The following is a 15,317-nucleotide window of genomic DNA, read 5'->3' on the forward strand; positions in this document are numbered from 1 at the left end:
TCACCCGCCACCGAGAAACGTATCGACCGTCTCCGTGAACCGGCCCGGATCGTCCACCCACGGAAAGTGGCCCGCCCCTTCCTGGACGACGAGTTGGGCGTGCGGGAACAGCTCGGCGATACCGGCGGCGACCCGGGGCGTCGGGCCCCCGTCCCGCTCCCCCGCCAGCACGAGAACCCGCGCATCCCAGCCGCTCAACGCGGCGCGCGCCACCTCCGGATCGAAGGCTCCGGCGGACGCGTAGACCTCCGCAGCCGCCTCATTGGTCTGCCCGACCTCTCCGGCCGCGTGCGCCTCGGCGGCGGCGTCCCAGCGCCCGTAGAAGAACGGGGTCGCCGTGTCGAAGTCGGCGTCGGTCGCGGAGCCGTCCCACACCCTGCCGAAGGCCTCGCGGGCGGACGCGAACCACGGTTCTCCGGCGCGCAGGTCGGCCGCTTCGAGGCGCTGCTCGGTGGTGAAGTCGACGCCGAGGGCCCGCGCACGGCCGGTGACCAGCGTGAGCGTTCGGACGCGCCGTGGATGCCGGGCCGCGTAAAGCAGGGCGAGATCACCGGCCGCCGAGTGCGCGAGCAGGTCGATCCGCTCGAGCCCGAGCCGGACGCGCAGCGCCTCGACATCGCCGACCTGCCGGTCGCAGCGGTACGTGGCGGGGTCCGCCGGGACGCCCGAGTCACCGGTGCCGCGCAGGTCGACCAGGACGAGCCGGCGCCGCTTCGCGAGGCCGCCGAGGTCCCCGAGGTACGCGGACGCGCGCATGGGCCCGCCGGGCAGGCAGATCAGCGGCTCGCCGTCGCCCACGGGGTGGTAGGCGAGGCGGGTTCCGTCGGGGGCGGTGAAGGTGGGCATGGCATGATCCTCACGGCCAAGAACCGGCCACAGCAAGCGGATTGGCCTGCCCCGGGCGGCGCCCCCGAAGGGGCGCGGGGAACTGCGCGACAAGCCACACACGGCCCGCAGTCAAAAACCCGCGCCCTACCCCCCTCCCGGCAACCGCGACAGCGCCGGGGGCGGTGAAGGTGGGCATAGCGTGATCCTCACGGCCAAGAACCGGCCACGGCAAGCGGATTGACCTGCCATGGACCACGCCCCCACAGGGGCGCGAGGAACTGCGCGACAAGCCACACACGGCCCGCAGTCAAAACCCGCGCCCTACCCCGCCCCCGGCAACCGCGACAGCGTCGGCGCCGGACGGGGGCGCCGCAGCAACCACTGCCAGAAGCTCCGCCGGGACGGCCTCGGCGGCCGTATCGTGACGCTCCCGCTGCCGACCTCGCCGGTCACCTGGATCCGCAGCCGGGGCGATGTCCCGGGGTCCGCCTGTGCCTGGTGGCGCACGCTGCCGCTGCCTACCCGTACGTCGTCGACGTCGGCGACGACGTCCGGCGGCACGAGCAGCGTCACCGATCCGCTGCGTACCGCCACCTCGATCTCCAGGGTGGGCAGCGAGATGACGGCCCGGGTGAAGTCGAGCAGGACGGAACCGCTTCGCGACTCGATCTCCAGGCGTTTCGGGACGACCCAGTCGCCGTCGCGTCTCGCGCTCGCGCTGCCGACGACGATCCGCGACACGTCCTTCGGGGCGGCGGCCTCGATTCCGGCGGCCCACGTGCGGCCGGCTTCGGGGAGGTCGGCGAGGAGCGCCGCCAGGTCTCCGTAGGTACGGGCCGTCAGCGCGGCCTCCAGCCGCTCGTCCAGTTCCTCCGTGGTCAGCCGGCCGTCGGCCGCGGCGACGGTCAGCCGCTCCACCACCTGGTCGCGGTCCTCGTGCGACGCACGCAGATCGCGGCGTTCGGGCACCATTTCACCGGGCATGGACGCACTCTAGTGGCGTCGCCGAGGGCGGCGGTAACCACGGGCCGGGCCGCGCGTACAGGCACGTGCGCCGGCGTCCGTCAGGAGTCGAGCACGGCCGCGACGCCCTCGATCTCGACCAGCTGTTTGTCGTACCCGAGCACCGTGACGCCCATCAGCGTGCTGGGCACGTCGTGGTCGCCGAACGCGTCGCGGACGACCTTCCACGCCGCCACCAGGTCCTCCTGACGCGTGGACGCCACGAGGACGCGGGTGCTGATCACGTCGTCGAGCGTGGCGCCTGCATCAGCGAGCGCCGTGCGCATGTTTTCCACGGCTTTGGCCGCCTGACCGGCGTAATCGCCGACGGCCGCTGTCGAACCGTCCTCATTGAGCGGGCACGCCCCCGCGAGGAAGACGAGGCGTGCCTCGGCGGGGGCCGTGGCCGCGTAGGCGTACTCGGCGACGTCCGAGAGCGACGAGGAGCGGATGAGCGTGACGGCGCGGGGCATGAGTTCCTCCGGGGCGGATGCGGCGGGCCGTCATCGTGGCAGGAAACGTCGGCGGGCACCCCTGATTTTCATGGCGGGCACCCCTGGTTTTCCGGGCGGGGAAACCGGCAGGCCAGGGGCGGGATAGGGGGATCCCAGGGGCGCGCGACGCCGCGATCGGGCGCCGTACTCGTCACACAAGGTGAAGAATGGGACGCGAGGGACAGGCCACTCTCAGGACGGAGCGGGTCGCTGTGGGGACGAGCGAGCGGAGCGATGCCGGCCAGCAGGGCTTCGACGTGGCGGACGCCGCGCCGGTGCTCCTCGATACTCACGGGGTGGTCACCGGCTGGTCCGGCGGAGGCGCACGGCTGCTCGGGTACGAGGCCGCCGACGTGGTCGGCCGGGAGGCGGCCGAGCTGCTGCTGCCCGCCGACGCGGCCCGGTTCCCCGAGCTGTCCGAGCGATGCCTGCGGAACGGCTGCTGGTCGGGACTCCTGACCGCGATACATCGCGACGGGCACCAGGTCCCCGTGATGGTGCGCGTCGTGGAGGCGCAGAACAGCCCCGGGCCCACCCGCTGGATCGCGCTCGTCTCCGGCATGGACGGCGCGCCGGGCTGGGCCATGAGCCGTTCCGTACTCGAACAGATGGCCACGCGCTCCCCGCTGGGCATCGCCATCGTGGACACGGATCTGCGGTACGTGTGGTCGAACGCGGCGCTGGAGCTGTACGGCGGCGGCCCCGCGCACGAGCGCCTCGGACACAGGCTGGCGGACATCCAGCCGGGGCTCGACGCCGAACGGCTCGAGGCGAAGATGCGCGAGGTCCTGGAGACGGGCGAAGGCGTCGTGGGCTACGAGCATGTGGGCCGCGTCCGCTCGACGCCCCACCACGAGACCGCGCACGCCATGTCGTTCACGCCGCTCAGCGACGACAACGGGAATCCGCTGGGCGTGTACTACACGGCGATGGACATCACTGAGCGGTACATGGCGCGGCGGCGCCTCGCCCTGCTGAGCCGGGCCGGTGAGCACATCGGCCGCAGCCTGGACGTCGTACAGACCGCGCAGGAGCTGGCCGACGTGGCCGTTCCCGGGCTCGCGGACTATGTGGCGGTGGATCTGCTGGAGTCGGTGCTCGAAGGGGCGGAGCCGGCGGCTGTTCCGCCGGGCGACACGACGACCATCGTGCTGCGGCGCGCGGGGCACCGGTCCGTGCGGGACGGGATTCCCGAGACCGTCATCGGCATACGGGACACGGCGCGCTATCCGGTGGACTCCCCGCCCGTGCGGGTGCTGAGCAGCGGTGTGGCGTGGCACGAGGCCCGGATGGATCCCGGGGCGAAGGACTGGGCGGCCGCCGGGAAGGGGCGTCAGGCGCCCTCCTTCGTGGAGCTCGGGGTGCACTCGATGATGATCGTGCCGATCCGTTCGCGCGGGATCACCATGGGTGTCACGCTTTTCTTCCGCCGGGACCGGCCCGACCCGTTCGACGCCGACGACCTCGCGCTCGCGGAGGAGTTCGTGGCCCGCGCCGCGATCTGTGTCGACAACGCCCGCCGCTACACGCGCGAACGCGACGCGGCCCTCGTGCTCCAGCGCAGTCTGCTGCCGAGCCACCTGCCGGAGCAGGACGCGGTGGACGTCACGGCCTGCTACCGCCCTGCGGACGAGCTGACCGGCCTCGGCGGCGACTGGTTCGACGTCATCCCGCTGTCCGGCGCGAGGGTCGCGCTCGTGGTGGGCGACGTCCCAGGTCACGGCATCGACGGCGCCGCCGCGATGGGGCGGCTGCGCACGGCGGTGCAGACGCTCGCCGATCTGGACCTCCCACCGGAGGAAGTCCTCGCCCACCTCGACGACCTGGTCAGCAGAGGCCCGCGCGAGGAGGGCGGCCGCAGCCCCGCGGACCAGGCCGTCGGCGCGAGCTGCCTCTACGTGGTGTACGACCCGGTGTGCGGCCGGTGCGCCGTCGGGAGCGCCGCGCATCCGGCGCCGGCGCTGGTCGCGCCGGACGGTGCGGTCACGTTTCCCGAGATCCCGGTCGGGCCCGCGCTCGGTACGGGTGGCCTGCCGTTCGAGGCGGCCGAGTTCGCGCTCGACGAGGGCAGTGTGCTGGCCCTGTACACGGACGGTCTGTTCAAGGCCGGCCAGGACGGACCCGGTCGCGAGCCCATGCCCGAGCCCGACCTCGCCGCGGGCCGGGAACGCCTGCGGGACGTCCTGGAACGGGCCGATCCGTCGCTGGAGAACCGCTGCCTTGCCGTGGTCGACGCCCTTGTTCCTGCTCGGCCCTCCGACGACGTGGCCCTGCTGATGGCGCGCACGCGCCGGCTCGGTGCCGGGCAGGTCGCCTCGTGGGACGTCGAGAGCGACCCTGCGGTGGTCGCCGACGCACGTAAGAAGGTCACCGACCAACTGTCCGAGTGGGGCCTCGACGAACTCGCCTTCACGACGGAACTGGTCGTCAGCGAACTCGTCACCAACGCGATCCGGTACGCGGACGGGCCGATCCGCCTGCGCCTGATCGTGGAACGCGCGCTGATCTGCGAGGTCTCCGACGCGGGCGCGAGCGCTCCGCATCTGCGGCACCCGCGCACCACCGACGAGGGCGGGCGCGGGCTCTTCCTCGTCTCGCAGTTCTCCGAACGCTGGGGGGCGCGCTACACCCTCGAAGGAAAGATCATCTGGGCCGAGCAGTCACTCACGGAGCGGCCGGAGCCCGACTGGACGGAACTCGCCGGGTAGTCGGGCCGTGCCGCGGTTCCGGGACCTCGGGCTTCGCGTCGAGCTGGCGCACACGAGTTTTCCGAGTACTCCCTTCAGGACATGCGGCACGTGCCTCATATGCAGTTGACGTGCGACTACGCGGACGCTTTCCTGCTGCGATGAATGATCTCCACAGCGATCTCCCCACAGACCTCCGCATCGAGGACGTACGAGGCGACGCTCAGATCGAGGACTGGCGTCACGTCCACAACCTGATCATCCCGGCCGACCCGCTGTCCCTGGACGACGTACGGGAGCGGGTCGGGCGCAATCATCTCCAAGTCGCCTACACCGGCGACACTTTGGTGGGGTGCTCGACGGTGCGCCCGCCGGCGGACGACACCGCCACGGCCACGGTGATCGCCCGGGTGCTCCCCGAGCATCGCGGCCGGGGCCTCGGCGAACTGCTCTACCGAAAGGGCCTGGAGCGGGCGTACGAGCTGGGGGCCGCCGCCGTCGAGACGGTCATCCTCGCGTCCAACGTGGCCGGGGTGCGGTTCGCGGAGAAGCACGGATTCGTGGAGACCGAGCGATACGCACTCCCGGACGATCCCGCGCTGTGGTTCACGATGCGACTCAAGGAGGCGCGTTCGTGAAACGGTCCCCTGAAAGACTCCTGAGTCACCGTCAAATCCCGTACCCCGGCGGACCCGGTCCGGTCACATATTGATCATGTGACCGGCCAGCCCATGGATGGCTTCCTTCACGGCCTCGCCGAGCGTCGGGTGGGCGTGCACGTTGCGGCCGACCTCGTGGACGGTGAGGTCCCATTGCTGGGCGAGCGTCAACTCCGGGAGGAGTTCGGTGACTTCGGGTCCGATGAGGTGGGCGCCGAGCAGCTCGCCGTACTTGTCGTCACTGATGATCTTGACGAAGCCGACCGGGTCACCGAGGCCGTGGGCCTTGCCGTTGGCGGTGAACGGGAACTTCGTGACCTTCACGTCGAAGCCCTGCTCACGGGCCTGCGCCTCGGTCCAGCCGAAGCTGGCGACCTGCGGCTGGCAGTAGGTGGCGCGCGGGATCATGGTGAAGTCCACCTCCATGGTCTCCGCGCCGGCGATCGTCTCGGCCGCGATGACCGCCATGGCCTCCGCCGCGTGCGCGAGCATCAGCTTCGCGGTGACGTCGCCGATCGCGTACAGGTGGGGGACGTTGGTGCGGCCGCGGCCGTCCACGTCGATCGCGCCGCGCTCGGTGAGGCGTACGCCGGTGTTCTCCAGGCCGTAACCGGCGGTGCGCGGTGCGAAGCCGATGGCCTGGAGGACCTTGTCGGTCTCCAGGACCTGCTGCTCTCCGCCCTTGGACACGGTGACGCGCACCTTGGCCGCCGGGTCGCTGTCGTCGATGGACTCGACGCGCGTCCCGGTGAGCACTTCGATGCCCAACTTCCGGTACTGGCGGGCGAGTTCCTTGGACACGTCGGCGTCCTCGGTGGGCACCATGCGGTCGAGGAACTCGACGACGGTCACCTTGACGCCGTAGTTGTGCAGGACGTACGCGAACTCGACGCCGATCGCTCCGGCGCCCGCGATGACGATGGAGTCGGGGAGCGACTCGGTGAGGATCTGCTCCTCGTAGGTGACCACGCGGTCGCTGAGGGCGGTGCCCGGGAGGAGCCGGGTGGTGGCGCCGGTCGCGATGACGCAGTTCCCGAACGTGACGGTCTCGGAGCCGCCGGCGGCGAGGTCGACCCGGAGGGTGTGCGCGTCGACGAACGTGCCCCGGCCGTCGTACTCGGTGATGCCGTTCTTCTTCATCAGGTAGTGCACGCCCGCGACGCGGCCCTCGGCCACCTTGCGGCTGCGCCGGAACGCCTCGCCGTAGTCGAAGCTGACCTGCCCGTCGACGCGGATGCCGAACGTGTCGGCCTGCCGGGTGACGATGTGCGCGAGCTCGGCGTTGCGCAGCAGCGCCTTGGACGGGATGCATCCCACGTTCAGGCAGACGCCGCCCCAGTACTTCTCCTCGACGACCGCGGCGCTCAGGCCGAGCTGCGTGGCCCGCACGGCCGCGGTGTAGCCACCGGGCCCGGCGCCCAGGACGACGACGTCATAGTGCGTGGTACTCATGGTGCGTTCCTGCCGTTTCGGTGAGAAGCGGGTCTGGAGCTGACGATCATGACGGTACGACGACGGCCGTGGCCGACACGAACAGGTAACACCCGGAAGGCGCCCGGCGAGCGGGGAACGCACCGGTATTCAGCCACGGCGCCCCGCACCCCGCCGTTGGGATCACCCACGGCGACCCTTCAGGTGATTGCCGGACCCGGCATGAGCCCGCAGGCCGTCGCAGGGGTACGACGTGTCAGCAGACGACGAACTCAGAACACCGTGAGGAGCTTGCCCATGTACGCAGCAGTCCGACGGTACGACGGGGTGACCGATACGGCCGCGGCCGGACGTCTCGTGGACGAGGAGTTCGTGCCGCTCATGCGCCAGGTCTCCGGTTTCGTGGCCTACTACTGGATCGACGCGGGGGACGGAGTGATGGTCTCGACCAGCGTCTTCCAGAACCAGGCCGGTGCCGAGGAATCGATCTCGAAGGCCGCGGACTTCGTGCGGGACAAACTCGCGTCACTGCTCCCCAACCCTCCCCAGGTCACGGCCGGCAGGGTGGTGGCTTACACATGACGGCGTCGCGACGAGCGTAGCTCCGGCTGGTCCGACGATCCGGAATGGGCAATTCACCAGATCATCGGCCTATGCTGTGCGCGCTCGGAGGAGGGGCGAACAAGAAGTGAGTGCGCAGCGATGCCCCATATGCGGGGCCGGGTCCATTGACGGCCGGCAGCCGTCGTGCTCGTGCGCGACGAGCGCGCAGGCGGCGAACCCGGTCTTGGCGAGCTCGGCCCCGGCAGGCCCGGCCCAGGCCGGGCCGGTTTTCGGGCAGGTGGCCGCACCTGGTGAGTCCGGCGCGGCGGTGGCCCAGGACGATCTGCTGCTCTTCGAGGGGCCGGCCCCGGCGGGTGCTGGTGACGGAGAAGTCTTCGGCGACCTAGGCATTGTCGGCGGGGGCGGCCGTCGGCGAAGGGCACGTGCGCGACGTAAGCCATGGCTGTTCGTCGGGGCGGCGGTGGTCGGGGTGGGGGCGGCCGTCGCCGTCACCGTGGCGAGCGGGGTGTTCGACTCCGACGCCGGTCCGAGTCAGACCGTGTCGACGGCGGACGGGTCAGCGATGCCCGTACCGACCGGGTCCGGGGCGGCCCCTTCCGCCTCCCCCTCCCCCGTGAACAGCAGCGACGGCACGGCCGCCGCCGGCCCGTCCGTGGACCCGTCGTCCACGGCTTCCGAAGCCGCCGCATCCGCCAACTCCTCCCCGTCATCGGACAGTTCGGCGCACACCTCCACCTCCGCGGCCCCGGCACACACACCGTCCCAGCACCCGTCCGTATCGCGGTCCGTCGGCCCTCCGGCGCCCGGCTCCCGTTCCCTGTCCGTCGGCAGCCACGGCGGTCAGGTCAAGAACCTTCAGCGCCGGCTGATCCTGCTGAACCTCTACACCGGCCCGCGCGACGGCAACTACACGACCGAGGTCGCGGACTCCGTGAAGCGCTACCAGCTCGCGCGCGGGATCAACGGGGACGAACCCGGGGTGTACGGCCCGGCGACGCGCGCCGCCCTGGAGTCGGAGACCGACTGACCGAGCACAGCCCCTGCTACGTGAGGAATCCGATCCCGTATGGCCTTCGTTCCCGCCGACCCGACCGTGCTGCACCCCATGCCGGAACAGCCGCGTGTCGTCCTGCTCAAGCCGCTGGTCACCTCGCCGCTGATCGAGGTCGGCGAGTTCTCGTACTACGACGACCCGGACGACCCGACCGCGTTCGAGACGCGGAACGTGCTGTACCACTACGGGCCGGAGAAGCTGGTCATCGGCAAGTTCTGCGCGCTGGGCGAGGGTGTGCGGTTCATCATGAACGGCGCCAACCACCGGATGGACGGCCCGTCGACGTTCCCCTTCCCCATCATGGGCGGTTCGTGGGCGGACCACTTCGACCTGATCAGCGGGCTGCCCGGCCGGGGTGACACGGTGGTCGGCAACGACGTGTGGTTCGGCTACGGCACCATGGTCATGCCCGGCGTACGCATCGGGCACGGAGCGGTCATCGCCTCGGGGTCCGTGGTCGTCGACGACGTGCCCGACTACGGCATCGTCGGCGGAAACCCGGCGAAACTCATCCGCCGCCGCTACTCGGACGCCGACGTCGAGCGCCTTCTCGCGCTCGCGTGGTGGGACTGGCCCACCGACCACCTCACGGAACACATCCGCACCGTCATGTCGGGCAGCGTCGACGCGCTGGAGGCGGCGGCACCGAAACCGCAGTAGTTCGCGTCCGACGCCGCGTCCCGCGAGATGCTGTCCGTCATGCGCGAAGACACCCTCGTCCACGCCGCCACCGGCGTTCACCTGGTCCACGGCAGCAACACCAACTGGGTCATCCTGAGCGAAGGCGACGCCGTCACGCTCATCGACTCCGGCTACCCGGGCGACCGCCGACAGGTCCTCGACTCACTGGCCGCGGCGGGCCACTCCCCCGAGGCCGTGACGGCCGTCCTGCTCACCCATGCGCACGCCGACCACCTCGGGAACGCCGAGTACCTCAGCCACACCTTCGGCGCCCCCGTGTACGCGCACCCCGCCGAAGTACCGCACGCCCGGCGCGAGTTCCTGCACCAGGTCTCGATCGGCCGGGTCCTGCGCAACAGCTGGCGCCCGGGTGTCATCCCGTGGGCCGTCCACGCCGTGCGCTCCGGAGGCACGGCCGACGTCCGCGTCAGCCGTCCCGAGCCGTTCCCGAACGAGGGTGCCCTCGACCTGCCGGGCCGCCCCGTCCCGGTCCACACGCCCGGACACACCGCGGGTCACTGTGCCTACCACCTGCCCGACGCGGGCATCGTCATCTCCGGCGACGGCCTGGTCACCGGGCATCCCATCTCCCGTACGCGCGGGCCGCAGTTGCTCCCCACCATGTTCGACACGCACCGCGCCCGCACTCGCGACTCCCTGCACGTCATCGAGCGACTCGCGGCCGACACCCTGCTCCCGGGACACGGCCCGCTGCACCGAGGCGACGTCGGCGAGGCCGCCCGCACGGCACGCGTACGGGCGACTCCGGGGGGCCGGCAGGCTCCGTAAGCTCGGCGAAGGGTGTGCCGGGACCACGCCGTGGCGGTCCCGGCACACCCGTGAACGAGCCTGGACTCAATGCCGCATGCCGGAACGCCGCTTGCGCAGGGTGTACACACCGGCGCCGAGCGCACCGGCCACGAGGGCGCTGCCCGCGGCCAGTTGCTTGGGGTCGGCCTGGGCGATACTGCCGCCGACACCGCCCCGCACACCCCGCGGCACGCCCTCGGAGGTGCGGTTGTCGTTGCGGCCCTGGTCGTCGCGGCCCTGGTCGTCACGATCCCGGTTGCCGCGGCCCTGGTCATTGCGACCCTGCTCGTTCCGGCCTTGGTCACCGCGGCCTTGGTCACCGCGGCCCTGGTCACCGCGGCCCTGGTCACCGCGGCCCTGGTCACCGCGGCCCTGGTCACCGCGGCCCTGGTCGCCACGGCCGGAGTCATCGCGACCTCGGCCGTTGCCACCGCCGTCATTGCGACCGGCGTCACCGCGGCCACCGTCTCCGTCGCTCCGACCACTGTCATCACGGCCACTGGCGGCCGGACGGTTGTCGACCTGACCGACGTCGCTCAGACCGACGTCACTTCGGCCGACGTCGCCCTGCGCACTGCCCCTGAGACCGATGTCGCCGGGAGCGCCGTCGGCCGCCCCGGCAGCCGGTGCGGCCACGGACAGCACGGCGGCGGCGAGCAGCGCCGCCGAAGCCGCACGTATCGATTGCTTGGAATGCCTGGCATATATGGAACGCACGTGAATCCTCCAGATCCGCAAGAGGCACTCACGAAACGTGTCCGTGATATCCGTGATCGACAGAAATGCCCCTTGCCGCTGGGAACGCTAGGTTCGGCGCCGGACCGCAGCGACCGGAGTACCGCCGAACGCACATGAACCGCATGTGGCCCGTCCCCTCCAAGAGGGAACGGGCCACGGGCACGCGTCAGGCGCTACCAGATGCGCACGCGGTCCGTCGGGTCCAGCCACAGCCCGTCGCCCGCCGCCGTGCCGAACGCGTCGTGGAACTCGTCCAGGTTGCGCACGATGTTCGCGCGGAACTCCGGCGGCGAGTGCGGGTCGATGGTCAGGTACTGCTGCTCCTGCTCCTTGCGCCGCTTGGTGCGCCAGCAGTACGCCCAGTTCAGGAACAGCCGCTGGGAACCGTCGGTGGCCTCGTGCTCCGGCGTCGGGGTGTCGCCGCGGGAGATGACGTACGCCTTGTGGCCGATGGTGAGGCCGCCGAGGTCGCCGATGTTCTCGCCGACGGTGAGCGCGCCGTTGACGTTCTCGCCGGGCAGGTTGCGCGGGGAGAAGCCGTCGTACTGCTCGACGAGGGCCTTCGACTTGGCCTCGAACGCGGTCTTGTCGGCGGCGGTCCACCAGTCGTTCAGGTTGCCCGCGCCGTCGTACTGTGCGCCCTGGTCGTCGAAGCCGTGGCCGATCTCGTGCCCGATCACGGAGCCGATGCCGCCGTAGTTCTCGGCCGCGTCGGCGTCGGGCGAGAAGAACGGCTTCTGCAGGATGCCCGCGGGGAAGCAGATCTCGTTCGTGCCCGGGTTGTAGTACGCGTTCACCGTCTGCGGCAGCATGAACCACTCGTCGCGGTCGACCGGCGAACCGATCTTGGCGAGCTCTCGGTCCGTCTCGAACGCGGTCGCCGCGTGCACGTTGGCGAGCAGGTCGTCGGCCGTGACCTGGAGCGTGGAGTAGTCGCGGAACTTGTCGGGGTAGCCGATCTTGGGCCGGAAGGTGGCGAGCTTCTCGTACGCCCGCTCCTTCGTCTCGTCGGTCATCCAGTCGAGCTGGGCGATCGACTGGCGGTAGGCCTCGAGGAGGTTGGCGACGAGCTCGTCCATCATCGCCTTGGACGCCGGCGGGAAGTGCCGGGCCACGTACTCCTTGCCGACGGCCTCGCCCATCGCGCCCTCGACGAACGCGACGGCCCGCTTCCAGCGGGCGCGCAGCTCCGGGGTGCCGTTGAGCGTACGGCCGTAGAAGTCGAAGTTGTTCTGGACGAAGTCGTCGGAGAGGTACGGCGCGGAGGAGCGCAGCAGGCGGACCAGCGTCCAGTCGCGCCACTGCTCGACGGGGAACTCGGTCAGGACCTGGGAGAGGTGCGAGAGGTACGACGGCTGCCGGACGCAGGTCTCGGCGATGGTCGCGTCGCTGCCGCCGAACCCGGCGGCGTAGCCGTGCCAGTCGAACTCGGGGGCCAGCGTCTTCAGGTCGTCCAGGGCGGTGAGGTTGTACGTCTTCTGGACGTCGCGGGTCTCGGCGCGCTCCCAGTGGCCCGCGGCCAGCCTGGTCTCGATGGCGAGGACGTTGCGGGCGGCGCCGGCCGGGTCGGCGTGCTCGGCGAGGGTCAGGAGGTCGGTGAGGTAGGTGAGGTACTTGTCGCGGACCTCGGCGAACTTGTCCTCGCGGTAGTACGACTCGTCGGGCAGGCCGAGGCCGCCCTGCACGATGTTCACGAGGTAGCGGTCGGAGTTGCGGTCGTCGGTGTCGACGTACGAGCCGAAGAGGCCCGAGCCGCCGACCCGCTCCAGGCGGCCGAGGAACGCGGCGAGCGCGCGCAGGTCGGAAATGCTCGCGATCTCGTCGATCAGCGGGCGCACCGGCGCGAGGCCGAGGGCCGCGATGGCCTGCTCGTCCATGAAGGAGGCGTAGAGGGCGGCGATCTTCCGTGCCTCGCCGGCGTCGGCCGAGGTCGCCTCGGCTCCCGCGGCGAGTTCCTCGATGATCGCCTTGACCTGCTCCTCGGCGGTGTCGGCGAGCTGCACGAAGGGGCCCCAGCTCGAGCGGTCCTCGGGGATCGGCTCGGTGTCCAGCCAGTGACCGTTGACATGGCCGAACAGGTCGTCCTGCGGCCGGATCTCAGGGTTCATTCCCGGGCGGGCGTCATCAAGAATGCTCATCGATGCAGCTTATGCGAGGTGGGGCCGGGACGTTCCGAATTCTCCCGGCCCCGCCGTCCCGGGCCCGCCGGACCGATCTCGTACGTGGTGTACGGCACCGGATGCCACGCCGGCCATGTGTGGCCCAACCTGCTTTCCACGTACGGGTGTTAATCACGTCGTACGGATGACACCTGAGGTGCCGACCGGGCCGTTCATGGTGCAACCCACCTGCGATGTCCAGCGGCAATGCGTCGAAGCACGATGCACAGGGGTATGTGGTGTGAGTAACCTTCGGCACCAACACAGCCCCACGACCACAGGAAGCGGGCAGTCATGACGGACAGGAACACGCTCAAGTCCCAGTACTCCGCACAGGTAGAGGCCGACCTGGAGCGCAACGCCAAGGAACAGGAACGTATCAACGCCGAACTGACCGCCCTCCAGGAGCAGCTCAAGACCCTCGACCACGACCGCACGCTGCTGGTGGGGATGCGTGAGGCGCTCGCGGTGCCGGGGGACGTCCCGGCCGGGGTGACACCCGTCGCGCCGAAGGCCGCACGATCCGTCGGGCTCCCCAAGGCACGTAAGCCGAAGGGCGAGAGCGCGGCGCCCAAGCAGCGCGCGAAGAAGGCGACGGGCAAGCAGGCCGCCGCAGCGAAGAATGCACCTGCCGCGGCGAAGACCCGGACGCCGGGCGCGCCCACCCTGCGGGAGCTGGTCCTGGCCCTCCTGACGTCGAGCACGGAGCCGCGTTCGGCCGCCGAGGTCACCGCGGCGCTCGGTGAGACCCACCCGGACCGCAAGGCGGGCGGCACCGTCGTGCGCAACACCCTTGAGTCGCTCGTCGCCCGCGGCCAGGCCGAGCGCACCAAGCAGAACAAGTCGGTGTTCTACACCTCGCTTCCGCCGGCCGTCCCCGCCGAGAACACCACCAAGGACTCCGGCACCGACCCCGCCAAGGAGACCGCCCCGGCCGGCGCGTGACACATGGGGTACCCGCCGGCACGACGAAGCGGCCGTCTGCCCCTCTCCGGAGCCATGAGCGGTGAGGGGCAACGGGGCTGCCAGGAGCAGCGGGCGGCGGCGCGGAGGCAGCGGGGTGCGAGGAGGCGCGGGCGGACAAAAATGCCCGGCCGGGCCGGTGGGTCCGCCGCTACCGTGCACAGCCATGGAACCCAGACCCGAGACCTACCTGGCACTGGCGGCCCGCATTCTGGCGGAGCCACCACGTTGCGGCCCGGTCCGGCTCGTCGCAGTGGACGGGCCGGGCGGCGCGGGCAAGAGCACGTTCGCCGAGCACCTGGCCCGCGCCCTCGGCTCCGCCCAGATCGTGCACACCGACGACTTCGCCTCGTGGGACAACCAGGTGGGCTGGTGGCCCCGCCTCGAGGAACAGGTGCTCGGACCCCTCGAGCGTGGCTCGGCGGGCCGGTATCAGCGGTACGACTGGGTCCGGCGTGAACTCGCCGAGTGGCACGACGTGCCCCTCGCCCCGGCACTCGTCATCGAAGGTGTGTCGTCGGCTCGCCGCGCCGTCGCCGGGCGGCTCACGTGTGCCGTGTGGATCGAGACCGGCGAGACGGAACGCCTGCGCAGAGGACTCGTCCGCGACGGCGAGGACGCGCTGCCGCAGTGGCATGTATGGATGGCCGAGGAGGACCGCCACTTCGCCGAGGACCGCACCCGGGACAGGGCCGACGTCATGGTCGACGGCGCCCCGCACGACGCCCCCACCGACCCGGCACACACGTACATGCGGCTACCGCTCACGGAGCGGTGACACGTGGCGCCCTGCACCCCAGTTCAGGCACGGGCCACCCGGCTCTGCGGGACCTCCAGAGTCGGCTCACCCCACGCACCGTCCTCACCGGCGTGAAGCCCGACGAGCCGGTCATGCGGGAAGAAATCTTCGGCCCAGTCCTGCCCATCGTCGAATTGGCTGACCTGGACGAGGCCATCGCCTTCATCAACGACCGCGACAAGCCGCTCGCCCTCTACGCCTTCACCGAGAGCGAGACCACCCGGCGCCGTCTCGCCGAGGAGACGTCCTCGGGCGGTCTCGGGTTCGGGCTGCCGACGCCCAACTCCGCGTCCCTGAGCTGCCGTTCGGCGGGGTCGGTGCGAGCGGGTTCGGCAGCTGCCATGGGCCGCGCTCGCTCGTCACGTTCAGCCATCGCAAGGCTCGGCTCGACGTGCCGCTGCGCTGAACCGGTATGGGGTTACCCCCAGTTGCCGTAAGCTGCCCGGTT

The 15,317-nt window shown here is 70.9% G+C and carries 14 protein-coding genes and 1 pseudogene; 10 read left to right on the forward strand and 5 right to left on the reverse strand.

Annotated elements, in window-relative coordinates; translation table 11 throughout:
* From ABZ893_RS13570 to ABZ893_RS13580, 3 genes are all read right to left on the reverse strand, one after another.
* Positions 1-846 (reverse strand): alpha/beta hydrolase, encoded by an 846-nt coding sequence (locus ABZ893_RS13570; RefSeq protein WP_361401669.1) that lies wholly within the window; start codon positions 844-846, stop codon positions 1-3.
* A 303-nt stretch (positions 847-1,149) separates the two neighbouring features.
* The gene (locus ABZ893_RS13575; RefSeq protein WP_361401672.1) at positions 1,150-1,812 is read right to left on the reverse strand and encodes a DUF1707 domain-containing protein; all 663 of its coding nucleotides are present in this window, start codon (positions 1,810-1,812) and stop codon (positions 1,150-1,152) included.
* 80 nt (positions 1,813-1,892) lie between these two features.
* Positions 1,893-2,303, reverse strand: coding sequence for a Rid family hydrolase (locus ABZ893_RS13580; RefSeq protein ID WP_361401675.1), 411 nt, complete (start codon positions 2,301-2,303; stop codon positions 1,893-1,895).
* Positions 2,304-2,491: 188 nt separating this feature from the next.
* Between ABZ893_RS13580 and ABZ893_RS13585 the strand changes: the two genes are divergently transcribed.
* Positions 2,492-5,032 carry a SpoIIE family protein phosphatase gene (locus tag ABZ893_RS13585; protein ID WP_361401678.1) on the forward strand — a complete coding sequence of 847 codons (2,541 nt, stop codon included), beginning with the start codon at positions 2,492-2,494 and terminating at the stop codon, positions 5,030-5,032.
* A 140-nt stretch (positions 5,033-5,172) separates the two neighbouring features.
* A complete protein-coding gene (locus ABZ893_RS13590; RefSeq protein WP_361401680.1) occupies positions 5,173-5,649 on the forward strand; it encodes a GNAT family N-acetyltransferase in 477 nt (158 codons plus the stop codon).
* A 63-nt stretch (positions 5,650-5,712) separates the two neighbouring features.
* Here the strand turns inward: ABZ893_RS13590 and lpdA are convergent, their stop codons facing one another.
* Complete coding sequence (lpdA, locus tag ABZ893_RS13595; protein ID WP_361401683.1) at positions 5,713-7,122, reverse strand: dihydrolipoyl dehydrogenase; 1,410 nt, start codon at positions 7,120-7,122, stop codon at positions 5,713-5,715.
* 276 nt (positions 7,123-7,398) lie between these two features.
* On the opposite strand from lpdA, the gene ABZ893_RS13600 reads away from it, so the two are divergent.
* The 5 genes from ABZ893_RS13600 (at position 7,399) to ABZ893_RS13620 (ending at position 11,065) form a co-directional block, all read left to right on the forward strand.
* Positions 7,399-7,683 carry a hypothetical protein gene (locus tag ABZ893_RS13600; protein WP_361401686.1) on the forward strand — a complete coding sequence of 95 codons (285 nt, stop codon included), beginning with the start codon at positions 7,399-7,401 and terminating at the stop codon, positions 7,681-7,683.
* Between the two features lie 259 nt (positions 7,684-7,942).
* The gene (locus ABZ893_RS13605) at positions 7,943-8,692 is read left to right on the forward strand and encodes a peptidoglycan-binding domain-containing protein (protein WP_361401688.1); all 750 of its coding nucleotides are present in this window, start codon (positions 7,943-7,945) and stop codon (positions 8,690-8,692) included.
* A gap of 39 nt (positions 8,693-8,731) precedes the next feature.
* Positions 8,732-9,379, forward strand: a complete 648-nt coding sequence (locus ABZ893_RS13610; RefSeq protein ID WP_361401691.1) for a CatB-related O-acetyltransferase — start codon at positions 8,732-8,734, stop codon at positions 9,377-9,379.
* A 39-nt stretch (positions 9,380-9,418) separates the two neighbouring features.
* A complete protein-coding gene (locus tag ABZ893_RS13615; RefSeq protein ID WP_361401694.1) occupies positions 9,419-10,189 on the forward strand; it encodes an MBL fold metallo-hydrolase in 771 nt (256 codons plus the stop codon).
* A gap of 69 nt (positions 10,190-10,258) precedes the next feature.
* A complete protein-coding gene (locus tag ABZ893_RS13620) occupies positions 10,259-11,065 on the forward strand; it encodes a hypothetical protein (RefSeq protein ID WP_361401697.1) in 807 nt (268 codons plus the stop codon).
* 56 nt (positions 11,066-11,121) lie between these two features.
* Here the strand turns inward: ABZ893_RS13620 and ABZ893_RS13625 are convergent, their stop codons facing one another.
* Positions 11,122-13,086 (reverse strand): M13-type metalloendopeptidase, encoded by a 1,965-nt coding sequence (locus ABZ893_RS13625; protein WP_361401700.1) that lies wholly within the window; start codon positions 13,084-13,086, stop codon positions 11,122-11,124.
* 315 nt (positions 13,087-13,401) lie between these two features.
* Between ABZ893_RS13625 and ABZ893_RS13630 the strand changes: the two genes are divergently transcribed.
* The 3 genes and pseudogenes from ABZ893_RS13630 to ABZ893_RS13640 all read left to right on the forward strand — a co-directional run.
* The gene (locus tag ABZ893_RS13630; RefSeq protein ID WP_361401703.1) at positions 13,402-14,052 is read left to right on the forward strand and encodes a hypothetical protein; all 651 of its coding nucleotides are present in this window, start codon (positions 13,402-13,404) and stop codon (positions 14,050-14,052) included.
* Positions 14,053-14,236: 184 nt separating this feature from the next.
* Positions 14,237-14,848, forward strand: a complete 612-nt coding sequence (locus ABZ893_RS13635; protein ID WP_361401706.1) for a hypothetical protein — start codon at positions 14,237-14,239, stop codon at positions 14,846-14,848.
* Positions 14,849-14,925: 77 nt separating this feature from the next.
* Positions 14,926-15,275, forward strand: a pseudogene (locus tag ABZ893_RS13640) (aldehyde dehydrogenase family protein); the annotation flags it as partial.
* Between the last annotated feature and the right edge of the window lie 42 nt (positions 15,276-15,317).

The organism is Streptomyces sp. NPDC046821, from assembly GCF_040645335.1.
In the GTDB taxonomy this organism is placed as follows: Bacteria; Actinomycetota; Actinomycetes; order Streptomycetales; family Streptomycetaceae; genus Streptomyces.